At 67.7% G+C, this 22,659-nt stretch carries 18 protein-coding genes; 6 read left to right on the forward strand and 12 right to left on the reverse strand.

Features of this window, described 5'->3' with window-relative positions; genetic code table 11:
- Positions 1 to 90: 90 nt before the first annotated feature.
- Genes hpaE through VQ065_RS04425 form a run of 3 tightly spaced genes read right to left on the reverse strand, consistent with a single transcriptional unit; the run spans position 91 to position 2,997 of the window.
- The gene (hpaE, locus tag VQ065_RS04415) at positions 91 to 1,551 is read right to left on the reverse strand and encodes a 5-carboxymethyl-2-hydroxymuconate semialdehyde dehydrogenase (RefSeq protein WP_003093448.1); all 1,461 of its coding nucleotides are present in this window, start codon (positions 1,549 to 1,551) and stop codon (positions 91 to 93) included.
- A complete protein-coding gene (locus VQ065_RS04420) occupies positions 1,548 to 2,327 on the reverse strand; it encodes a fumarylacetoacetate hydrolase family protein (RefSeq protein WP_003093447.1) in 780 nt (259 codons plus the stop codon). Before VQ065_RS04420 ends, hpaE begins: the two co-directional genes overlap by 4 nt.
- Positions 2,328 to 2,337: 10 nt before the next feature.
- Positions 2,338 to 2,997 carry a fumarylacetoacetate hydrolase family protein gene (locus tag VQ065_RS04425; RefSeq protein ID WP_003093446.1) on the reverse strand — a complete coding sequence of 220 codons (660 nt, stop codon included), beginning with the start codon at positions 2,995 to 2,997 and terminating at the stop codon, positions 2,338 to 2,340.
- Between the two features lie 219 nt (positions 2,998 to 3,216).
- Between VQ065_RS04425 and hpaA the strand changes: the two genes are divergently transcribed.
- Together hpaA and VQ065_RS04435 are read left to right on the forward strand one after the other, a co-directional pair.
- Entirely contained in the window at positions 3,217 to 4,128 is a 912-nt protein-coding gene (gene hpaA / locus VQ065_RS04430) for a 4-hydroxyphenylacetate catabolism regulatory protein HpaA (protein ID WP_003093443.1), read from the forward strand.
- A gap of 51 nt (positions 4,129 to 4,179) precedes the next feature.
- A complete protein-coding gene (locus VQ065_RS04435) occupies positions 4,180 to 4,986 on the forward strand; it encodes an APH(3')-II family aminoglycoside O-phosphotransferase (protein ID WP_003093441.1) in 807 nt (268 codons plus the stop codon).
- A gap of 123 nt (positions 4,987 to 5,109) precedes the next feature.
- Here the strand turns inward: VQ065_RS04435 and VQ065_RS04440 are convergent, their stop codons facing one another.
- The 4 genes from VQ065_RS04440 to ppnN form a co-directional block, all read right to left on the reverse strand.
- A complete protein-coding gene (locus tag VQ065_RS04440) occupies positions 5,110 to 5,679 on the reverse strand; it encodes a hypothetical protein (RefSeq protein WP_003093439.1) in 570 nt (189 codons plus the stop codon).
- A 77-nt stretch (positions 5,680 to 5,756) separates the two neighbouring features.
- Entirely contained in the window at positions 5,757 to 7,943 is a 2,187-nt protein-coding gene (gene bphP / locus VQ065_RS04445; RefSeq protein WP_003093437.1) for a bacteriophytochrome BphP, read from the reverse strand.
- 27 nt (positions 7,944 to 7,970) lie between these two features.
- On the reverse strand, positions 7,971 to 8,558 hold the full coding sequence (locus tag VQ065_RS04450; protein WP_003132314.1) for a biliverdin-producing heme oxygenase: 588 nt from the start codon (positions 8,556 to 8,558) through the stop codon (positions 7,971 to 7,973).
- Positions 8,559 to 8,675: 117 nt separating this feature from the next.
- Positions 8,676 to 10,061, reverse strand: coding sequence for a nucleotide 5'-monophosphate nucleosidase PpnN (ppnN, locus tag VQ065_RS04455; RefSeq protein ID WP_003093432.1), 1,386 nt, complete (start codon positions 10,059 to 10,061; stop codon positions 8,676 to 8,678).
- Positions 10,062 to 10,480: 419 nt separating this feature from the next.
- Here ppnN and VQ065_RS04460 point away from each other — a divergent pair, with 419 nt between their 5' ends.
- The 3 genes from VQ065_RS04460 (at position 10,481) to VQ065_RS04470 (ending at position 16,715) form a co-directional block, all read left to right on the forward strand.
- Positions 10,481 to 10,990 carry a GNAT family N-acetyltransferase gene (locus VQ065_RS04460; RefSeq protein ID WP_003093430.1) on the forward strand — a complete coding sequence of 170 codons (510 nt, stop codon included), beginning with the start codon at positions 10,481 to 10,483 and terminating at the stop codon, positions 10,988 to 10,990.
- Positions 10,991 to 11,143: 153 nt separating this feature from the next.
- Positions 11,144 to 12,334, forward strand: a complete 1,191-nt coding sequence (locus VQ065_RS04465; protein ID WP_003093428.1) for a sugar transporter — start codon at positions 11,144 to 11,146, stop codon at positions 12,332 to 12,334.
- A gap of 127 nt (positions 12,335 to 12,461) precedes the next feature.
- Positions 12,462 to 16,715 carry a PAS domain-containing hybrid sensor histidine kinase/response regulator gene (locus tag VQ065_RS04470; RefSeq protein WP_003093425.1) on the forward strand — a complete coding sequence of 1,418 codons (4,254 nt, stop codon included), beginning with the start codon at positions 12,462 to 12,464 and terminating at the stop codon, positions 16,713 to 16,715.
- 163 nt (positions 16,716 to 16,878) lie between these two features.
- Here VQ065_RS04470 and VQ065_RS04475 read toward each other — a convergent pair whose 3' ends face one another.
- Together VQ065_RS04475 and VQ065_RS04480 are read right to left on the reverse strand one after the other, a co-directional pair.
- Positions 16,879 to 17,277, reverse strand: coding sequence for a hypothetical protein (locus tag VQ065_RS04475; protein WP_003093424.1), 399 nt, complete (start codon positions 17,275 to 17,277; stop codon positions 16,879 to 16,881).
- A 64-nt stretch (positions 17,278 to 17,341) separates the two neighbouring features.
- On the reverse strand, positions 17,342 to 18,535 hold the full coding sequence (locus VQ065_RS04480; protein ID WP_003093423.1) for a class C beta-lactamase PDC-35: 1,194 nt from the start codon (positions 18,533 to 18,535) through the stop codon (positions 17,342 to 17,344).
- A 148-nt stretch (positions 18,536 to 18,683) separates the two neighbouring features.
- Between VQ065_RS04480 and ampR the strand changes: the two genes are divergently transcribed.
- Entirely contained in the window at positions 18,684 to 19,574 is an 891-nt protein-coding gene (gene ampR / locus VQ065_RS04485; protein ID WP_003132323.1) for a LysR family transcriptional regulator AmpR, read from the forward strand.
- A 16-nt stretch (positions 19,575 to 19,590) separates the two neighbouring features.
- Here the strand turns inward: ampR and VQ065_RS04490 are convergent, their stop codons facing one another.
- From VQ065_RS04490 to VQ065_RS04500, 3 genes are all read right to left on the reverse strand, one after another.
- Entirely contained in the window at positions 19,591 to 19,812 is a 222-nt protein-coding gene (locus VQ065_RS04490) for a hypothetical protein (protein ID WP_003093418.1), read from the reverse strand.
- A gap of 320 nt (positions 19,813 to 20,132) precedes the next feature.
- A complete protein-coding gene (locus VQ065_RS04495; RefSeq protein WP_003093415.1) occupies positions 20,133 to 21,377 on the reverse strand; it encodes a cyclic di-GMP phosphodiesterase in 1,245 nt (414 codons plus the stop codon).
- A gap of 282 nt (positions 21,378 to 21,659) precedes the next feature.
- Positions 21,660 to 22,535: a LysR family transcriptional regulator gene (locus tag VQ065_RS04500; RefSeq protein ID WP_003093413.1), complete on the reverse strand. Its 876-nt coding sequence runs from the start codon at positions 22,533 to 22,535 to the stop codon at positions 21,660 to 21,662.
- Positions 22,536 to 22,659 lie beyond the last annotated feature (124 nt).

Below are 22,659 nucleotides of genomic sequence, written 5' to 3' on the forward strand. Positions count from 1 at the left end.
GGCCGTTGGCGGCTGGCCCGGATTCTTCTGATTGTGTCTGCACGCCGGCGCTGCTGGCGGCCTCGGGCGGCCGCTCTGCACGAGCGCGCCCTACACGCCCCAGCGGGGGATGTGATGGCTGCCCATGGATATACACACGTTCTTGATCTCGGCGAATACCTCGAAGCTGTATTCCCCGCCTTCGCGTCCGGTGCCCGAGGCCTTCACCCCGCCGAACGGCTGGCGCAGGTCGCGCACGTTCTGGCTGTTGATGAAGACCATCCCGGCCTCGATGCCGCGTGCCAGGCGATGGGCCTTGCCGATGTCCTGGGTCCAGATGTAGGAGGCCAGGCCGTATTCCACGTCGTTGGCCAGGCGCAGCGCCTCGGCTTCGTCCTTGAACGGGATCAGGCAGACCACCGGGCCGAAGATCTCCTCCTGGGCGATGCGCATGCGGTTGTCCACGTCGGCGAACACCGTGGGCTGGATGAATTGCCCCTTGCTCAGGTGCGCCGGCAGGCCGGTCGGACGCTCCAGGCCGCCGGCCACCAGGGTGGCGCCTTCCTCGAGGCCGATGCGGATGTAGCCGGTGACCTTGTCGTAGTGTGCCTGGGTGATCATCGAGCCGACCTGGGTCTTCGGGTCCTGCGGATCGCCGACGATCAGGCGCCTGGCGCGCGCGGCGAACTCGGCGACGAACTGCGGGTAGACGCTTTCCTGGACGAAGATGCGACTGCCGGCGGTGCAGCGCTCGCCGTTCAGCGAGAAGATGGTGAACAGCGCGGCGTCCAGCGCCCGCTCGAGGTCGGCGTCTTCGAAGACCAGCACCGGCGACTTGCCGCCCAGTTCCATCGAGTATTTCTTGATCCCGGCCGCCTCCATGATCCGTCGCCCGGTGGCGGTGCCGCCGGTGAAGGACACCGCGCGCACGTCGCGGTGGCGGACCAGCGCGTCGCCGGCGCTGGCGCCGTAGCCCTGAACCACGTTGAACACCCCCGGCGGAATGCCCGCCTCGTGCACCAGGCGGCCCAGCTCGTTGGCGGTCAGCGGCGACAGCTCGGACATCTTCAGCACCGCCGTGTTGCCCAGCGCCAGGCACGGCGCGGTCTTCCAGGTGGCGGTCATGAACGGTACGTTCCACGGCGAGACCAGGCCACAGACGCCTACCGGCTGGTACAGGGTGTAGTTGAGCATCTGGTCGTCGACCGGATAGCTGTGCCCGTTCATCCGCGTGCAGACTTCGGCGAAGAACTCGAAGTTGTGCGAGGCGCGCGGGATCAGCACGTTCTTCGTCTGGTGGATCGGCAGGCCGGTGTCGAGGGTCTCCAGTTCCGCCAGGTGCGGCACGTTCCGGTCGATCAGCTCGCCGAGCCGGCGCATCAGGCGCGCGCGCTCCTTGGCCGGGGTATTGGCCCATTTCGGGAAGGCTTCCCGGGCCGCCGCCACCGCCGCGTCGATTTCCGCCGCGCCGCCGCTGGCGACCTCGCCGATCAGCTCGCCGGTGGCCGGGTTGTAGTTCTCGAAGACGTCCTTGCTTTCGACCTCGCGGCCATTGATCCAGTGTTTGATCATTCTGCGTGCTCCTGTGCGCGGGCGCGGAAGAATTCGGCCTCGCTGACGATTCGGTTGACCAGGCGACCGACGCCTTCCACCTCCACCACCACTTCGTCGCCGGGGACCACGTCGGACAGGCCTTCCGGGGTGCCGGTGGCGATCATGTCGCCCGGCTGCAGGGTCATGAAGCTGGAGAAGTATTCGATCAGGTAGGGAATGTCGAAGATCATGTCCGCGGTGCTGCCTTCCTGGCGCAGCTCGCCGTTGACCCAGGTGCGCAGGGTCAGCCGGTTCGGCTCGGGAACCTCGGCCGCGTCGACGATCCACGGCCCCACCGGGGTGGTGGCGTCGCGGTTCTTCACCCGCAGGTTGGGCCGGTAGTAGTTCTCCAGGTAGTCGCGGATCGCGTAGTCGTTGCACACCGTGTAGCCGGCCAGGTAGCCGAGGGCGTCCTCGCGGCGGACGTTGCGCGCCGGCTTGCCGATCACTGCCACCAGTTCGCACTCGTAGTGCATGTAGTCGACGTTGTCCGGACGCCAGCTGACCTGGCGGTGGCCGGTGTAGGTGCCCGGCGACTTGATGAACGCCAGCGGTTCGCTGGGCGCCTTGAACGACAGTTCGGCGGCATGGTCGGCGTAGTTCAGGCCGAGGGCGAACATGCTCCCGGTGGCCGGCGGCAGCCACTCCACCCGGTCCTCGGCGAGCAGGGTGCCGTCGGCCAGGCGGACGGCGTTGGCGTCTTCCACGGTGACCTGGTGAACCTGGCCCTGGTAGCGGATGCGTGCGTGTTTCATGGTCGGTTCCTCATTCCGCGACGATGCTGTTGGCGAGGCGGCCGAGGCCGTCGATCTCGACCTCGACGCGGTCGCCGGGATGCACGTCGACGCGCCCTTCGGGGGTGCCGGTGATCAGCACGTCGCCGGCGTGCAGGGTCATGAACTCGCTGATCTCGGCGATCAGCCGCGGGATGTCGCGCACCAGGTTGGCGGTGTTGTTGCGTTGGCGCAGTTCGCCGTTGACGTACAGCTTCAGCTCCAGCGCATGGGGATCGGCGATCTCTTGCGCCGGCACCAGTTGCGGACCGAACGGGCAGAAGCCGTCGCGGCACTTGGCTTTCACCGCCGGACGGTAGTAGCTGTCTTCCGGCAGGCTGAACTCGTTGACGATCACGTAGCCGGCGACATGCGCCATGGCCTCTTCCTCCTTCACCCGGCTGGCGTCGCGAGCGATCACCACGCCCAGCGCCGGGCCCGGTTGCAGGCGCTCGACGCCGCGCGGGAAGAGCACCGGGGCGTCGTGCTCGTTGCGGGTATTCGGTGTCTTGATGAACAACACCGGCTTCACCGGCGGCTTCTGGTAGGGCGGCTGCTGGAACTCCGGCAGGCGGCTGTCGAGCAGGCCCTTGTAGTTCAGCGCGACGCCGAACAGGGTGCCGGCGGCGACGTCATTCAGTGCGCGGCTCATTGTGGTGGTGTCTCCTGGCGCGATAAGCGAACGGCGAGGGGGCCGTCCTGGCGAAAACTCGTTAATGTGTTAACGTTATATTTAACATGTTAATGATCGTCAACCCCGGCTGCTGCGCCATTCGTCCCGGGGAGGTGGCAAGAGGCGCCGTCTGCGGTATACGGATGCCCGCGACGGCTTGCGTGCGCAGCCGGGAAGAACAACAAAGAGAAGATCGCCATGCCAGAGCGCCAGCCGATCCCCAACATCAACATTGGGCAGGTCTACGACCAGCGCTATGCCGACGCCGAGGTGCACTACGATGCGCTGGGCAACCTGGCCGGATTCTTCGGCCGTAACATGCCGGCGCACCGGCACGACCGTTTCTTCCAGGTGCACTACGTGAAGAACGGCGCGGTGCGGGTCTATCTCGACGAGCGCCAGTACCTGGAGTCGGGGCCGATGTTCTTCCTCACCCCGCCGACCGTGCCGCACGCCTTCGTCACCGAGGCGGACGCCGATGGCCATGTGCTGACCGTGCGCCAGCAACTGGTGTGGAGCCTCACTGAGGCCGAGCCGGGCCTGGCGCCCGGCCCGCAGGTGGCGCCGGCCTGTGTGGCGCTGGGCAACCTGGAGGGCGGCGCGGCCGAGGAGGCGGCGCGCCTGGCGCTGCTCTTCGAGCAGTTGCGCAGCGAGTCGATGGCCAGCCGTCCCGGCCGCCAGCAGACGCTGCTGGCGCTGACCCGCCTGGTCATGATCAGCCTGCTGCGTCTCTCGGCCAATTCGGTGGCTGCGCGGCCGATGCGCCACGAAGACCTGCAGATCTTCCAGCGCTTCAACGCGCTGATCGAGGAGCGCTATGCCGAGCACTGGCCGCTGTCGCTCTACGCCAGCCGCATCGGCGTCACCGAGGCGCGCCTCAACGACGTCTGCCGGCGCATCGCCGACCTGCCGTCGAAGCGCCTGGTGTACGAACGGCTTATGCAGGAGTCCAAGCGCCTGCTGCTGTTCACCGGCGGCTCGGTGAACGAGATCTGCTACCAGCTCGGCTTCAAGGACCCGGCCTACTTCAGTCGTTTCTTCGTGCGTTACGCAGGGCTTACCCCCAGCGCTTACCGCCAGCGACAGGCCGACGGGGAGTCCCGTCGCTGAGCGGGTGGGCGGGTATACTCGCGCTCCCACTCGAACAGGAAGCGTTTCTCCATGCATGATGCAGCCACCTCCATGCCGCCGCAGGCTCCCTCAACCTGGGCCGACTACCTTGCCGGCTACCGCTGGCGAGGGCAGGGCGAAGGATGTTCCGCGGCCACGGTCCACCGCCTGGAGGCTGAGCGGCGGCCGACCCTGTTCGTCAAGCAGGAAGTGCTGTCCGCACATGCCGAGCTGCCCGCCGAAATCGCCCGCCTGCGCTGGCTGCACGGTGCCGGCATCGATTGCCCGCAGGTGCTGAACGAAACCCAGAGCGACGGCCGGCAATGGCTGCTGATGAGCGCCGTGCCGGGGGACACGCTGTCCGCGCTGGCGCAGCGCGGCGAGCTGGAGCCCGAGCGCCTGGTGCGCCTGGTGGCCGCCGCCCTGCGCCGGCTGCACGATCTCGATCCGGCTGCCTGTCCCTTCGACCATCGCCTGGAACGGCGTCTGGACACCGTGCGCCAGCGGGTCGAGGCCGGGCTGGTGGACGAGGCGGACTTCGATGACGACCATCGCGGTCGCAGCGCCACGGAGCTGTACCGCCTGCTCCTCGACCGGCGTCCGGCGGTCGAAGACCTGGTGGTCGCCCACGGCGACGCCTGCCTGCCCAACCTCTTGGCGGAGGGGCGGCGCTTCAGCGGCTTCATCGATTGCGGGCGGCTCGGCGTCGCCGACCGGCACCAGGACCTGGCCCTGGCCGCGCGGGACATCGAGGCCGAACTCGGCGCGGCCTGGGCCGAGGCCTTCCTCGTCGAATACGGCGGCGATATCGACGGCGAACGGCTGGCGTACTTCAGGCTATTGGACGAGTTCTTCTAGAGTAGGGCCGGTTCGGGGCCGGACTGGATTCGGCCTGCCGTTGCACGAAAACGAGGTACAACGGCATCGGCCACTATCGCCAACGCCACCGCGCGCCCTCGCTCGTTCCGCGGAGTCGCCGGTTCAGTTCAGCCGGTACTGCGCCAGTTCCTTCGCCGAAAGCACGCGCATCCGTTTGGGATCGGTGCTTTGCATGGCCTGTACCAAGGTGCTGGGGATATCCATTTCGCGGAAGTAGGCGGCGGAGTCGTAGCGCATGCCGTTGGCCGAGCGCGAGTGCAGCGAGTCGCCGTGGGCGTAGTAGGGGCGGTGCAGGCCGACGTAGCCGCGTACGGTCTTGCGCTTGCCGGCCGCCAGCAGGTAGACGCAGGTGCCCTGGCAGACGCTGCTCGACGGCACCAGCGCGTCGAAGCCGGATTCGCGCAGCAGGCGGCCCATGCGGATCGCCTCCGGCACGCTGCCGCCGATGCTGTTCAGCAGGAGCAGCTTGCGCGAGTAGGTTCCCGGATTGTTGCGCAAACCCTTGAGCAGCGTTTCGTAGTCGCCCGGCGCGATCTCCTCCGAGACGCGGACCGTCAGCACCCGCCCCATGCTCTTGTGTTGCAGCGAATGCACTTCGACCCTGGCCAGTGCGGGAGTCGCGCAGAACACGGCGAGGCAGGCGAGGACGGTCCGGAGGCGGAGGCGGGGCATGGAACGGGGCGATCCTGTCAGACGGCGATGGCTGCCGAAGATACCTGCAAGCGTTGCATTGTGCACGGTCCTCGTCGTCAGGACGAGGAGCCGGTCTCCGCCTGGCGCACCGGCAGGCGCAGGCAGAAGGTGATGACGTCGTCGCGGCAGTCCACGTCGATACGCCCCTGGTGGGCCTGGGCGATGGCCTGGGAGATGTACAGGCCGATACCGAGGCCGTTGCGGTTGCGCTGGTTGTCCGCCGACTCGCGCTTGAACGGTTCGAACAGGTTGGCCAGCTGCGCTTCGGAGAGGCCGCTGGTTTCGTTGAGCACGCTCAGGCACACCTCGTCGCCCTGGCGGGTCAGGGTGACCAGCACCGGCCGGCCGGGCAGGCCGTGATGACGGGCGTTGCTCAGCAGGTTGGCGGCGACCTGGGCGTAGCGGTCCGGGTCGACCACGGCACGAACCTGCGGGTCGATGGCGATCTCGATCACCAGGCCGGGATAGGCGACGTCGGTTTCGCAGACGATCTGCTGCACCAGTTGCGAGACGTCGGTGTCGACCGGGTTCACGGTGAGGCCGATGCCCGATTGCAGGCGGCTCATGTCGAGGATCTGGCTGACCAGCCGTTCCATGCGGCTGCTGGACGCGGAAATGTGTTGGCGCAGTTCGGTGGTGCGGGTGTCGCTGGAGGACAGCAGGGCCGCCGCCATGGAGATCGACTGCAACGGGTTGCGCAGGTCGTGGCCGAGCACCGCGATCAGGCGCTGGCGCATGCGGTCGACCTCGGCCGCATGGTTGAGGCACAGTTCCATCAGGTCCAGGCGCAGCTTTTCGGCGATCGCCAGGTCGGTTTCGCTCCAGGGCGTGGAGTGGCCGCGGACCACTTCCTCCCAGGCCTCGAACGAGCCGCGCGGGGTCAGCCGCGGGCCGGAGGGGCCGATGGTCAACAGCTTTTCCGGCTTGCCGCCCCAGCGGATGCGGTGCACTTCCTCGTGGCGGAACCAGAAGATCCAGCCCGATTCCTGGCGGTGGAAACGGATCGCCAGCACACCGCAGCAGTCGCCGCCGTCCGGAGAGTCCTCGCTGGGCTGCGGCCAGTTGTCGGTGTGGTAGATGTCCCGTTCCGGGTCGCGCTGCAGGCGTTGCAGGACATTCCCGGCCTGGCGCTCGAAGTCGCCGCGGATGCTCAGGGTGCGGCCGCCGAGCATGACCAGGGCGCCGTCGCAGGGAATCAGTGCGGCGATGCCATCGTCCGGGTGGGCCAGTGCGCCGAACAGGTCGTCGGCGTCCCGCGCGCGGCGAGCCAGGGCCAGCCTGCGCTCGGTGGACACGCGCAGCAGTTCGGCGATACGCCCCTGCTCCAGGCGCTCGACGATGGCGCTGCAGACCTGGGAGAAGATCTGGAACGACATGCGCACCGGGTAGGGAATCAGTTTGGGCGACATGTGATGGCAGGAGAACAGTCCCCAGAGCTTGCCGCCGACCACGATGGAGATGCTCATCGAGGCGCGCACGCCCATGTTGGTCAGGTATTCGCAGTGGATCGGCGAAACGCTGCGCAGCACGCTGTAGCTGAGATCGAACGATTCGTTGGTCTCCGGGTTCAGCGCGGGAAACACGCGCATCGGCGTATAGGCCACGTCGGCGATCAGCCTGATCGGGTTCTGGATGTACAGGCGACGCGCCTGGGCCGGGATGTCCGAGGCCGGGTAGCGTTGCCCCAGGTAGCTTTCGAGGTCTTCGCGACGGCTCTCGGCGACCACCTCGCCGGAGTCGTCATGACGGAAACGGTAGGCCATCACCCGGTCGTAGCCGGTCATCCGGCGCAGTTCGTCGGTGACGTTGCTGAGCAGGCTGGCGGTGTCGTTGTGCAACTGGACCTGGGCGATGATGCGCTGGGCGTTGAGGGTGAAGGAGGTGATCGACAGCGTGTCCGCGGTGCGGATCTCGAACTCCAGGTAGAACACTTCCTTGTAGCTGTGGCCGATCACGTCGAACAGGTGTTCGCCGATCCGCGTCTCGACGCTGTTCGACCATGGGCCGTTGCCGGTCAGTCCCTCTTCGAGCATGCGCAGGACCTCCGGCCCCACCTGCTCCTGCGTCAGGTAGGAACCCGGCGAGGCGACGAAACCCAGTAGCGCCTGGATGTTCTCGCTTGCCGCGAGGACCATGCCGTCCGCGCGCAGGGCGATCAGCGCCCCGTGCGGCTGGATCGCGCCAGGCACGTGGATGGGTTCGTCCTCGCAGTTCGCCAGGGTAACCGGGGTGATGCTCGTCATCTATCGTCCAGCCTGGTCTCCAGGCAGTCAGGCTTCGTCGAGAACCCATCGACGAAACGAAAGGAATGTAGCCTGTGCCGCATCCTGCGCAAGGCCGATGGCTTCGGGGCTGTCGATCTGCCGGGCGAGCTGTTCGAGAAACTCCTGCCAGCGCACCCCGGTTGCCTGGCCGTAGCCCCGCAACCACTGTAGCGGCAGACCGGGCAGGCGTGGAGCTAGTCGTTTGTAGAGATACGCGCCGCCCAGCGTCGCGCCTTCCATCACGTAGGCCACCCCGAAGACCTCCGCGGCCCGTGTCGCATTCGGCAGGTCGGCGCAGCGCGGTAGCGCCTCCACCTGCGCGCGGCTCATGCCGCCGGCCAGCAGGTCGCTTTCCAGCCAGGCGCTCTTGACCAGCCGCGCGTCGGCCCGCAGCGCCGCCGGCCAGCCGCTGCGGTTGTCGCGCAGCGCGCGCTCCAGAGGCTCCAGCCAGCCAAGGATGCGTCCGGCATGGTCGAGGTAGGCGCGGTCGTCGAGATCGTCGTCGCCCAACGGCGAACGGCGGTCCAGTTCTGCGTGCAGGTCACGGGTGGCGTCGCGGAGTGCGGCGAGGGCTGGCGATGGAGATGGGGACATGAGGTCAGGGCCAGCGATTCGAGGCATGAACGGAAAAGAGTAGCAGGAAGCCGTACGCCCGGCTCGGAATAAATGGGCATCCCCGCGCGTGGCGCAGGGATGCCGGAGCGGGCGCGCTCAGGCCGCCTCGGTCTGCACCACCCGGTAGCAGGGGACGTAGGCCGCGCCGCCGGGCAGCTTCATCCGGTGCTGCTTGACGAAGGCCTGCAGCAGGCGGTCCAGCGGCAGCATCACCGCCGGGTCGCCGTGGATCTCGTAGGGCCCGTATTGCTCGATCATGCGGATGCCGTTGTCCTTGACGTTGCCGGCGACGATCCCGGAAAACGCGCGGCGCAGGTTGGCCGCCAACTCGTGGGGCGGCAGGCTGCGGCTGAGCTGGAGGCTGGCCATGTTCTCGTGGGTCGGCTCGAACGGGCGCTGGAAGCTTTCATCGATCTTCAGCATCCAGTTGAAGTGGAAGGCGTCGTTGCGCTCGCGGCGGAACTGCTTCACTTCCTTCAGGCCCTGGGCCATCTGCTTGGCCACCTCGGCCGGGTCGTCGATGACGATCCGGTAGTGGCGCTGCGCCGCATGGCCGAGGGTCGCCCCGACGAATTCATGGAGCTGCTGCAGGTAGGCTTCGGCGCTGCGGGGACCGGTGAGGATGACCGGGAAGGGCAGGTCCTGGTTGTCCGGGTGCATGAGGATGCCCAGCAGGTAGAGGAACTCCTCCGCGGTCCCGGCGCCGCCGGGGAAGATGATGACCCCGTGGCCGACGCGGACGAAGGCTTCCAGGCGCTTCTCGATGTCCGGCAGGATCACCAGTTCGTTGACGATCGGGTTCGGCGCCTCGGCGGCGATGATCCCCGGCTCGGTCAGGCCCAGGTAGCGGCCGCCGACGATGCGCTGCTTGGCGTGGCTGATGGTGGCGCCCTTCATCGGCCCCTTCATCACCCCCGGTCCGCAGCCGGTGCAGACATCCAGGCTGCGCAGGCCGAGTTCGTGGCCGACCCTCTTGGTGTACTTGTATTCCTCGCTGCTGATCGAGTGGCCGCCCCAGCACACGACGATCTTCGGCTCGACGCCGGGGCGCAGCGTACGGGCGTTGCGCAGCAGCTGGAAGACGTAGTCGGTGAGGCCCTGGGAGCTGTCCAGGTCGACGTGCTGGCTGTCCAGCCCGCTCTGGGTGTAGACGATGTCGCGCAGGGCGCTGAACAGCATCTCGCGGGTGCTGGCGATCATCTCGCCATCGACGAAGGCGTCGGCCGGCGCGTTGATCAGCTCCAGGCGCACGCCTCGGTCCTGCTGGTGGATACGCACCTCGAAGTCCTTGTAGGCGTCGAGGATGGTCTTGGCGTTGTCGCTGTGGGCGCCGGTATTGAGGATCGCCAGGGCGCACTGGCGGAACAGTTGGTAGGTCTTGCCGTTGGCGGTTTCGCTCAGTTGTTGCACTTCGCGTTGGGAGAGGGTTTCCAGCGTGCCTTTCGGACTGACCGAGGCGTTGATCACAGGGCGATGAGACATGTGCGATTCCATGCAGGGGACGCGGCGGCGTAGAAGAACCGCCGCATCCGGATAAGGGAGCGCCGGGCAGGTTGCGTGCCGGGGGAGAGGGCGATCAGCCGTCGGAGTGGGGCGACGAGGCAACCGTGCGCTGGGGCTTGGCTCCAGGGTCTTGGTTAAATGTAATAGCGAGAACCTGACTGATCTGACAAGGAAAATCTCGAATTTATCTGTCGCCGGCCTGGCAGCGGGGAAATCCTGCCACTAGCCGTGGACGAAAAGATCCGGCATCGGCTGGGATAATCGACTCTTCTCCTGATATCGTTGCGTTTCCGCCGGATGCTCGGCCAGTCGAAGGGAGGAACGAAGCATGTCGTATGAACAGTCCAGCAGCGTACCTAGCGACTTTCTTTCCTCCTTTTTCCAAGAGCCTGTCATCCATGATCGAACTCAGAACCATCACCCGCGACGACTGGGAAACCTGCATTGACCTGAAGGTCGCCCGCCACCAGGCGCACTTCGTCGCTTCCAACCTCTATTCGCTGGCCCAGAGCCGCTTCCTGCCGGGGTTCCGCGCGGTCGGCATCCACCACGGCGGGCGCATGGTCGGCTTCGCCCTCTACGGCCCCGACGCCGACGACGGCCACTACTGGCTCTACCGCCTGATGATCGACCGCCGCTACCAGGGCAAGGGGCATGGCCGCGCCGCCCTGCAACGGATCATCGCCAGCGTGCGCCGGACGAGGCGGCGCAGCGATCGCCTGATGGTCGCCTACGCCGTCGACAACGACGTGGCTCGCCAGCTTTATCGGGACGCCGGCTTCGTCGAACAGGGCCTCGCGCCCTGGGGCGAGATGATGGCCTGCCTGATGCTGCCGGAGCCGTCCCATCGCTCCGGGACGGTCGCCGGAGCGCCGGGCGGGCGTGCAGCGCACGGCGTCCCGGCGTAGAATCGCGGGATTCGGCAGTTCCCTCCAATACCTATAACGACCATCCAACGCACATCGCCGCCCCGGACCCTTGCGTCCGGGGCGTTTTCCGTCGTGCGTGGCGAGGGTCGCGGGACCTGCCCGTCCGCCCCCTGCTCCGGAACCGAACGCCCCATGGACAGCACCTCCGAAACCCGCAGCGGCAGCTGGCTGAGCGTGATCGCCCTGGCCCTGGCCGCCTTCATCTTCAACACCACGGAGTTTGTCCCGGTCGGCCTGCTCAGCGACATCGGCCACAGCTTCGAGATGCCCACCTCGCAGGTCGGCCTGATGTTGACCATCTATGCCTGGGTGGTGTCGCTGGCCTCGTTGCCGATGATGCTGCTGACCCGCAATATCGAGCGGCGCAAGCTGCTGGTCGGGGTATTCCTGCTGTTCATCGCCAGCCACGTGCTGTCCGGGCTGGCCTGGAGCTTCCAGGTGCTGATGCTCAGCCGGATCGGCATTGCCTTCGCCCACGCGGTGTTCTGGGCCATCACCGCTTCGCTGGCGGTGCGCGTGGCGCCGCCGGGACAGCAGGCCAAGGCGCTAGGGCTGCTGGCCACCGGCACCACCCTGGCGATGGTCCTGGGCATCCCGCTGGGGCGGGTGGTCGGCGAGGCCCTGGGCTGGCGTACCACCTTCATGGCCATCGCCGGACTCTCGGTGCTGACCCTGCTCTACCTGGCGCGCTCCCTGCCGCTGCTGCCAAGCCAGAACTCCGGTTCCCTGCGCAGCCTGCCGATGCTGTTCCGACGCCCGGCGCTGGTTTGCCTGTACGTGCTGACCGTGGTGGTGATCAGCGCCCAGTTCACCGCCTACAGCTACATCGAGCCCTTCGCCAAGCAGGTGGCGCAGATGAGCGGCGAGGCGACCACCCTGCTGCTGCTGTTGTTCGGCGGCGCCGGGATCTTCGGTTCGATCCTCTTCAGCCGCTACAGCGAGGCTTTCCCGCGAGGCTTCCTGCTGGCCGCGATCCTCGCCTTGGGCAGCAGCCTGGCGCTGCTGTTGCCGCTGTCCGCGCAGCCGACCTGGCTGATGGCGCTCAGCCTGCTCTGGGGCATGTCGATCATGTGCTTCGGCCTGGCCCAGCAGTCCCGCGTCCTGCGCCTCGCCTCGGACGCCACCGACGTGGCCATGGCGCTGTTCTCCGGCCTGTACAACGTCGGCATCGGCGCCGGCGCGCTGCTCGGCAGCGTGGTCAGCGAACGCATGGGCCTGGCCTCGATCGGCAACGTCGGCGCCGCGCTGGCGCTGGCCGGCCTGCTGCTCGCCCTGTTCGCCGCACTGCGCTACGCGGAGGCGCTGAAAAGCACGTCGTTGTGAGCGGTCATACCTGGGGTCGGATGATTCGGCGGAGGAATCCGCCCGCTTGATCTAGTCTTCTGTGACGAAAAGGCGCAGGGAGTGCGGGATTGCCCCGCGCCGGGCCGGCGCAGGGACGGAATATCGGGTGAACGTACAACAGAGCAAGTTCAGGCTGAGCCGCTGGGCGGGCGCGACACTGGCGCTCGGACTGCTGCTGTCCGGGCTGGGCGCCTGGGGGCTGGCGCTGGTCAACGAGCAACAGGCGCGGATGGCGCTGGAACGCGAGGCGGAACTGCTGGCCGAGGCGGTGACCCGCCGCGTGGAACTCTACCAGTATGGCTTGCGTGGGGTGCGCGGTGCCTTGCTGACGGCGGGCGAGGCGCACATCGACCGCGAACTGTTCCGCCGCTACAGCCTGACCCGCGACATCGACCGCGAGTTTCCCGGCGCCCGCGGCTTCGGCTTCATCCGCCGGGTGGCGGCCGCCGACGAGGCCGGGTTCCTGCGCCAGGCGCGGGCCGACGGCCAGCCGGAGTTCCGCATCCAGCAACTGACTCCGCACGATGGCGAGCGCTACGTCATCCAGTACATCGAGCCGGTGGCGCGCAACGGCCAGGCGCTGGGCCTGGACATCGCCTCGGAAGCCAATCGCCGGGAGGCCGCCCGCGCCGCCCTGGAGACCGGGCAGGTGCGCCTGACGGGGCCGATCACCCTGGTCCAGGCCAGCGGCTTGCGCCAGCAATCGTTCCTCATCCTGATGCCGATCTACCGCAGCGGCATCACTCCACCGCCGGGGCCCCAGCGCGAACTCGAAGGCTTCGGCTGGAGCTATGCGCCGCTGCTGACCGGCGAGGTGCTGGCCGGGTTGCCCATCGACAATGCGGCGATCCACCTCGAACTCAGCGACGTCACCGGCGACGGCGCTGCCGTGCCCTTCTTCGTCAACGGCGCCGCGGCGCCGGCTCAACGCCTGTTCGGCCACATGCTGCGGCGGGAGATCTACGGTCGGCACTGGCAGATGGCGTTCAGCGCACTGCCGCTGTTCGTCCAGCGCCTGCACCAGCCTTCGCCGCGCATCCTGTTCCTGGCCGGCAGCCTGGTCAGCCTGTTGCTGGCGGCGCTGGTCAACGCCAGCGCCCTCGGCCGCCAGCGCCGGCATCGGGAGGCGGCGACCCAGGCGCGGCTGGCGGCGATCGTCGGCAATTCGGCGGACGGCATCATCGGCGTCGGCCTCGACGGCGTCATCAGCGACTGGAATCGCGGGGCCGAGGCGTTGTTCGGCTACCGCGAGGAGCAGGCGGTCGGGCGGCGGGTGGTGGACCTGCTGGTGCCGCCATCCAAGGAGAACGAGGAACTCGACATCCTCGCCCGCATCGCCCGTAAAGAACAGGTGGTCAGCTTCGATACCGTGCGCCGGCACCAGGACGGCCACCTGCTCGACGTGGCGGTGACCGTCTCGCCGATCCTCGGTCCGGACGGTGGCGTGGTCGGCGCCTCGAAGACGGTACGCGACATCTCCGCGAAGAAGGCCGCCGAGGCCCGCATCCGCGAACTCAATACCGGCCTGGAGCACCAGATCGCCGAGCGTACCGCCGAACTGCGTCGGTTGAACGTACTGCTCGGCAGCGTGCTGCAGGCGGCGTCCGAGGTGTCGATCATCACCCTCGACCGCGACGGCATCATCAGCGGCTTCAATCTCGGTGCCGAGCGGATGCTCGGCTACCGCGCCGACGAGGTGGTCGGCAAGGCCTCGCCGACCCTGCTGCACAGCGAGCGGGAGTTGCTCGCCCGCGGCCAGGAGCTGGGCGAGGAGGGTTTCCGCGTGCTGGTGGCGCGGGCCGAGCAGGAGGGCGCCGAGACCCGCGAATGGACCTATCTGCGCAAGGACGGCTCGCCGCTCAGCGTGACGCTTTCGGTTACCGTCCTGCGCGACGAGGCTGGGGCGATCAACGGCTACCTGGGCATCGCCGTCGATGTCACCGAATGGCGCAACGCCGAGCGCGAGATGGCCGCGGCGCGCGACCAGTTGCAAATGGCCGCCGACGTGGCGCGCCTGGGCATCTGGCGCTGGAACCTGGCCGACGACAGCCTGCAGTGGAACGAGCGCATGTGCGAGCTGTATGGCCAGCCGCTGGCGTTGCGCGACGGCGGCCTGGTCTACGAGCATTGGCGCAGCCGCCTGCATCCGGAAGACCTCGAGCGCACCGAGGCCAGCCTGCGCGCGGCGGTGGAGGGGCGCGGCAACTACGATGTGATCTTCCGCGTGGTGCTGCCCGACGGCGGCATCCGCTTCATCCAGGCCGGCGCGCAGGTCGAGCGCGACGCCGACGGCAACCCGCTGCAGGTCACCGGGATCAATATCGATATCACCAGCGACCAGCAACTGCAGGCGCGCCTGCGCGAGGCCAAGGAGCAGGCGGACGCCGCCAGCGCGGCGAAGTCGTCGTTCCTGGCGAACATGAGCCACGAGATCCGCACGCCGATGAATGCCGTGCTGGGCATGCTGCAACTGGCCCGGCAGACCGATCTCAACGAACGCCAGCGCGACTACCTGGACAAGGCCAGCTCGGCGGCCACCTCGTTACTCGGCCTGCTCAACGACATCCTCGACTACTCGAAGATCGAGGCCGGCAAGCTGGTCCTGGAAATGCTCCCCTTCGAGCTGGAGCCGCTGATGCAGGACCTGGCCGTGGTGCTCTCCGGCAACCAGGGCGACAAGGACGTCGAGGTGATCTTCGACATCGATCCCGAGCTGCCCAGCGCGGTGGTCGGCGACCGCCTGCGCCTGCAGCAGATCCTCATCAACCTGGCCGGCAACGCACTGAAGTTCACCGCCCGCGGGCACGTCCTGGTGAGCTTGCGGCGTCTGGCGCACGACGCCCACCTGGTGCGCCTGCGGGTGCTGGTGGCGGACACCGGCATCGGCATCAGCGCGGAACAGCAGCAGCGCATCTTCGAAGGTTTCACCCAGGCCGAGGCGTCCACCTCGCGACGCTTCGGCGGCACCGGCCTCGGCCTGTTCATCTGCAAGCGCCTGGTCGACCTGATGGGCGGCGAGTTGCGGGTCGAGAGCGCGCCGGGCAGCGGTAGCCGGTTCTGGTTCGACCTGGACCTCGACGTCGCCCACGACCAACCGCTGCGTGCGGCCTGCCCCGGGGCCGGCGAACCGCTGCGGCTGCTGGTGGCGGACGACAACCTGGTGGCCGGCGAGCTGCTCGAACGCACGGTCGGCGCCCTCGGCTGGCGCGCCGACTGCGTCGGCAGCGGCAGCGAGGCGGTGGCACGGGTCCAGGCGGCGATGGCCGAAGGCCGTCGCTACGACGTGGTGCTGATGGATTGGCGCATGCCCGATCTCGACGGCCTCAGCGCGGCGCAACTGATCCGCCAGTTGCAGGGCGACCTGCCGCCGCCCATGGTGATCATGATCACCGCCTATGGCCGCGAGGTGCTGGCCGATGCGCGCGACCACAGCGCGCCGCCCTTCGTCGATTTTCTCACCAAGCCGGTCACGCCCAAGCAACTGGCCGACTCGGTGCTGCATGCCCTGCACGGTGAACAGGGCGCCCCGGCCAACCCGCCGCCGCGCCCGGTGGAGCGCACCCAGCGGTTGCGGGGCGTGCGTCTGCTGGTAGTGGAGGACAACGCGCTGAACCGCCAGGTCGCCGCCGAGCTGTTGAGCAGCGAGGGCGCCCGGGTGGCCCTCGCCGACGGTGGGCTGGCGGGCGTTCAGCAGGTGCTGGAGGCGAGCGTGCCGTTCGACGCGGTGCTGATGGACATGCAGATGCCGGATATCGATGGTCTCGAGGCGACCCGGCGAATCCGCGCCGACGGGCGCTTCGCCGGGCTGCCGATCCTGGCCATGACCGCCAACGCCTCGCTGGCCGACCGCGAAGCCTGCCTGGCGGCGGGCATGAACGACCATGTGGCGAAGCCGATCGACAAGGAGCGCCTGGTGCTTTGCCTGCTCGGTCATCTCGGCAGGAGCGGCGCCAGGGGCGCGCCGGCAACGGCAGCGGACGCGGGCGAACTGGTCGAGGCGCGGGGCGATATCGTCGGGCGTTTCGGCGGCAGCCTGGAGCTGATCGTCCAGGTGTTGCGGCGCTTCGTTCCGGATATGCAGGACCTCTTCGCCCAGCTCGAACGCCAGCTCGGCGAGGGCGATGTTCAGGGCAGCGCCGCGACCCTGCATACCATCAAGGGCAGCGCGTCCACCGTTGGCGCCAGCGCCCTGGCCGGCCGTGCCAGCGAGCTGGAGCAGGCCCTGCGCCGCGCCGATCCGCTGCGTGGCATGGAAATCCTCGCCGGCATCCGCCTCGACGAACTGCGCACCCTGTGCGATGCCTGCCTGCTCCGCCTGCAGGCGATGTTCGGCGACGTGCAGGCGGAGTCGGCGAGCTGAACCCCGGCGCGGTGGCCTGTCCCGCCAAGAATTCAGGCGGACCCGGGGCTCGCCTGCATCCGCTGCGGCCTGTAGGGCGAATAACGCCATGGGCGTTATCCGCCGATACTCCTGAAGCCCGCCCAGGTCTTGAGCGACATCCTCTTCCTGTCGTTCAGTGCCTTCAGGCGTCGCGCAGCAGGTCGTGGGCGTTGAGCAGGGCGTAGGCGACTTCCGGGCGCTTCTCCAGGCCGCGGCGGATGGCGGCGGGAATCGCCTGGCGGGTCTTGCGGCAGAGCCCCGGCTGCTCCTCGAAGCGCATGCGGATGCCGCGCATGCTGCGCACCTCGCCGAAGGCCGGGGCGATCCGCAGGCGGATGCCCAGTTGTTCCTCCATGCGCCGCAGCAGGTGTTCCAGGTCTTCCAGGCTGCGCAGGGCTTCCAGGCGAGCGGCCAGGCGCTGCTCTTCCTGGCGGGTCAGGAGGAGGATGCGACGGTCCGCGCCGGGCGCCTCCAGGCGCTCGCGTTCGCAGACGCAGGCGCCGGGCGGGCAGGGCTGGCGGAGGGGCGGGGAAGCGCTCATGGCACCATCATAGCCAGGACCGGCGTCCCGCGCCGCTACGCTCCGTCGCCCTCGCGAGCGCGCTTCAGCGCTTCAGCGGCACCTTGGCCTGCTGCTCCAGGCCGCTGAGGATGGCGTAGGCGATCTTCACCCGCTCGGCATTGGGATAGTTGCGGTTGGCCAGGATCACCAGGCCCAGGTCGCGGCCCGGGACGAACGCCACGTAGGCGCCGAAGCCGTTGGTGGAGCCGGTCTTGTTCAGCAGGCGCTGGCCCTCCAGCGCCTGTGGCGCGGGCAGCCTGGCGATCCTGTGTGGTTGCAGCGCCATCGGCGTCGAGTTGCCGGCCTGCAGGCGCTTCAGGGAGATCGGCCAGTCGTAGGCTTCCCAGCCCAGGCCCTGGGTCATGTCGCCGACCTTGTAGTAACCGCGATGGGTGGCATCGAGCGCCTGCGCCCAGGGCCTGTCCAGGCGCTCCGGATGCAGGTTGGCATCGACGAAGCGCAGCAGGTCGGCCGCGCTGGTCTTCACCCCGTAGCCTTCGGCATCCAGCGGGCCGGGACCGACCCGTAGCGGGCGGTCGTCCTTGCCGTAGCCCTGGGCGTACTGCGCCAGCGCCGCCTCGGGCACGTCGAGGTGGGTCTGTTCGAGGCCCAGTGCCGGGAACAGTTGCTGCTCCATGAGCCGTTCGAACGGCTGGCCCAGGCTGCGCGCGGCGAGATAGCCGAACAGGCCGATGCTCGGGTTGGAATAGAGGCGCTGGCTGCCCGGCGCGTAGGTCGGCTGCCACTGGCGGTAGTAGTCGCGGATCTGTGCCTGGTCCTTCTGCACCGAGTCGGGGAACTGCAGCGGCAAGCCGCCGGCGGTATAGGTCGCGAGGTCGAGCAGGCTGATGCCGTCGAAGCGGCTGCCCTGCAGTGCCGGCCAGTGCTGGCTGGCGCGGTCGTCGAGGCGCATCTTGTCCTGGGCCAGGGCATAGCCGGCGAGGGTGACGGTGAAGGTCTTGCTCACCGAGCCGATCTCGAACAGGGTCTCCGGCGTCACCCGGCGGCCGTCCTCTTTCGAGGCCAGCCCATAGCTGAAGTAATGCGGTTCTCCTTTCAGGCTGATGGCTACGGCCAGGCCCGGAATGTCATTGGCCTTCATCACCGGTTGTACGGCGGCGTCGACCAGTGCCTTCAGGCGATCCGCCGGGGCCTCATCGGCAATGGCCGGGGTGGTGGCGAACAGCAGTGTGGAAGCGGCGATGCCGCACAGGCAGGGGAATCTGGTATCGCGCATGAGGATTGGCGTCCTTTGTCGTTGGCTGCATGAGAAACCGCCCCGGGAGCGCTCCTTGATCGGCGGGCGGGGAAAATCTAGGCTTGCGCAGGATTTGCGGCAAACGACGAATACTCGCGGCAGCCATTAGAAAAATTTGGAGCAGAGATTGGTTCGACCCCATTTGCCGCTGAACGCCCTGCGCGCCTTCGAAGCTTCGGCCCGGCACCTGAGCTTCACCCGCGCGGCCATCGAGCTGTGCGTGACCCAGGCGGCGGTCAGCCACCAGGTGAAGAGCCTCGAGGAGCGTCTCGGCGTGGCCCTGTTCAAGCGTCTGCCGCGCGGCCTGATGCTGACCCACGAGGGCGAGAGCCTGCTGCCGGTGCTGTGTGACTCCTTCGACCGCATCGCCGGCCTGCTGGAACGCTTCGAGGGTGGCCACTACCGGGACGTGCTCACCGTCGGCGCGGTCGGAACCTTCACGGTCGGTTGGCTGCTGCCGCGGCTGGAGGACTTCCAGGCGCGCCATCCCTTCATCGATCTGCGCCTGTCCACCCACAACAACCGCGTCGACATCGCCGCCGAGGGGCTCGACTACGCGATCCGCTTCGGCGGCGGCGCCTGGCACGGCACCGAGGCGCTGGCGTTGTTCGAGGCGCCGCTGACGGTGCTCTGCTGCCCGGAGGTCGCCGCCCAGTTGCACAGTCCCGCCGACCTGCTGCAGCACACCCTGCTGCGCTCCTACCGCGCCGACGAGTGGCCGCTGTGGTTCCAGGCGGCCGGACTGCCGGCGCACGCGCCACTGACCCGGAGCATCGTCTTTGACACCTCGCTGGCCATGCTCGAGGCGGCCCGCCAGGGTGTCGGCGTGGCCCTGGCGCCGGCGGCGATGTTTGCCCGGCAACTGGCCAGCGAGAGCATCCGGCGTCCGTTCGCCACCGAAGTGAGTACCGGCAGCTACTGGCTGACGCGCTTGCAGTCGCGGGGGGAGACCAGCGCGATGCTGGCGTTCAGGGAGTGGTTGCTGGAGAGGGCTGCCGTTGAGGCGCGGGGGAGATAACGGTTATGCAGGCGATTCAAGTGTCGATGAAGAAGTAATCACCTTCCTCGCGCCTTTCTTTATACGCTCGGGCTCTCCCAAGGTTGATACGGTTTGAGGCGTTGGGGTTGTGATTGGAATTGCTGACGGCGTGGTGGATATGGACCGGCTCGTCGGCGTTGCTGATCGCTCCGCTAAGCGTCACTCCCAGGCTGGCGGCATAGGCCCGGCGTGCCGCAACGATCTCGCTCTCGAGCATGCCTGCTTTCCCTGCTGCGGCAACGACGGCAAGTTCGCATAGGCGGCCAGCCTTCCTCGGGGAAACCCTCAGGTCGGCGCCTGCGGACCACAGGGCAAGCAGCGCTTTGGATGGAGCACAGCCATTTCTGCTGCGCTCTTCGATTGTCTCCAGGAGCGGACTCATATGGCCTCTTGAAAACTGTCGGTGGATTGCCAGCAGTATCGACGATGGTGCGCTTAAAGCAACCTGGAGCAGGTGCCGGTTGCGGCGAAACGGCGGATAACGCTTCGCGTTATGCGCCCTACGGGAGCGGTGCTCGGCTCGCCGGCGGAAGGCGTCTACGGCTTTCCGGTTCCCGCGTCGAAATACGATCCGCCGTTGCTCGGCAGTCCCGTCCACATCTCGTCGAGATTGCGGAAGTTCCAGGCCTCCGCCGGCTCGAAGCCGACGATTCGGTCGGTCTGTCCGGCCCTACCCAGGTCTATCACCTGCTGCGGGATCGGCACCTTCGAGCGGGCCGAGAAGAATACCTTGACCCGTGGCGTCAGCAGCGAGCGGCCGTGTTGCTCGAGGACCACGCCGAGGCGCCCGCTTTCCAGCCTGACCAGCGCGCCGACCGGGTAGATGCCCACCGCCTTGACGAAGGCGCGGAACACCTGCGGGTCGAAGTGCCCGTTCCATTCGGCCATGCGCCGGATCGCCTCGGCGGCGTTCCAGCCCTTCTTGTAGGGACGGTCGGAGGTGATCGCGTCGTAGACGTCGCACACCGTGCCCATCCGCGCCAGCAGGCTGATCTGCTCCTGCGCCAGGCCGAAGGGGTAGCCGGTGCCGTCGATGCGCTCGTGGTGGTGCAGACAGACATCCACCACCAGGGCGCTGACCTGGCGGCAATCGAGCAGCATCCGCGCACCGTTCTGCGGATGCCGGCGGACCAGGCCGAATTCCTGCTCGGTGAGCTTGCCGGGCTTGTTCAGGATCGGATCGGGTACCGCCATCTTGCCGATGTCGTGCAGCAGCCCGGCCAGCCCCGCCTCGTGTACCAGCGGGTCGGACAGTTCGAGCTGGCGGGCGAGGGCGATCATCAGCGCGCAGACCGCCACCGAATGCATGTAGGTGTATTCATCCGAGGTCTTCAGCCGTACCAGGCTGACCAGCGCGTTGGGATGGCGCAGCACCGAGGCGGAGATTTCGTCCACCAGGTCCGATGCATGCGCGGTGTCGATGGCCTGGCCCATGCGCGCGTCGTGGAACATGCTGACCACGGCGGCCTTGGCGCGGCCGCAGAGCAGGGCGGCGTGGCGGATTTCCTCCTCCAGGGCGACCCGCGCCGGCGCAGGGCCGGCCGGCATGGTGACCGGCAGGACCGCAGCGGCCGAGACCGCCGCTTCCTCCGGGAGGTCGAGGCCCTTGCCGGCGTCGATCCAGACCTCCTTCACGGCGCTTTCGCGCAGGCGCTGCAGGTCGGACTGGTTGTCGAGCAGGAAGCCGCCCTTTTTCCAGAACGGGTGGTCCAGCCACGAGCCGCAAAGGCTCTGGACGAACATACCGAGGCGAAGCTGGGTTACCGGAATGCGTTTCAGCACGATGGGCTCGACCTCGAGACTGGGCCAGGTGGCTGTCTCCTAACGGTAGCCGAGATGGGCCGGCGGGAGTGAGAGATGCCCGTCAGTTCGTCGGCGTGACCTTCGCTTGGCTGCGTATCGTTCTGTATCCGCGTACTCCCGGCATACAAATCCCTCCGCCGACGGTACAGCCCCGATACATCGCCCTGGCGAAGTGGCCCTATCCAAACCGGCGCCAGCCAGGTCCTCGCGCTGGCGGAGACGGCGGTGGAAACCTACGGCGGCGATAGCACGGGCCAAATCTCAGTCGCGGCGCTCGACGAGCGCGTCCTGGTGTACAGCCATCAAGCGTTGCGCGTTGGGCGTGAGATGGCCGCTGTGCCAGATGAAATGGATCTCGGTGGTGCCATAGTCGCGCAACGGATGCGCGCGGACCTGGTGGTTGCCAGGTAGCGTCGCAAGCACGGAGCGCAGCACCCAGGCGGCACCCATGCCTGCGCTGACGCAGGCGAGCATGGTGTGGTAGGACTCGATTTCCAGCACTGGCAGTTGTTGCAGGCAGTCGGCTTCCTCCAGCCAGCGATCCATGCGGAAGCGGAACGAGCAGTCGTGACGGAACCCATACAGTTCGGCGCAACGCAGGTCGCGCGGACTGGTGATCGGTGGATGATCCAGCTCGGTAACCAGCACCATTTCGTCGACGAAGGCCAGGCTACTTTCCAGGGTCTGAGAGCGCACGGGACCATCGCTCAGGGCCAGGTCTAGCACTCCATCCGAGACCTGCTGCACCAAGGCTTCCGAGGCTTCGCTGCGGATGTCCAGTTCGATCGCGCGGTGGCGTTGGCGGAACCGCCCGATCAGGCATGGCATGAAGGCGACCAGAACCACGTCGAGGGCACCTACCACCAGGCGGCCGCCGCTCTCTTCGTTGCGCATCATGGCCCGGGTACTGTCGCTGAGATCAAGGATTCGCCGGGCATGCTCCAGCAGACGCCGACCGTCCGGCGACAGGCGCAGACGCTGGTGCTCGCGCAGGAACAGCTGGCAGCCGAGGTCTTCCTCAAGCTGGCGGATGCGTACGGAGAGACTCGACGGGACACGGTTCAGCGCCTTCGCCGCGGCGTTGATCGAGCCGGTGTGGGCCACGGCGCAGAAGGCGCGGAGCTGAGACAATTGCACCTGGGTATTCTCGCTTTGCGAATCGTTGGCTGAATATTTTTCGATTTCCAGAATACCTTGTCGTTCGCTACCGTTCGCCCGTCCTTACGTCCGGTGATCGGATCCCGGCGTTCCTTCCCGGCTT

This window comes from Pseudomonas sp. KBN10P06128 (genome assembly GCF_037574945.1).
GTDB lineage: Bacteria > Pseudomonadota > Gammaproteobacteria > Pseudomonadales > Pseudomonadaceae > Pseudomonas > Pseudomonas aeruginosa.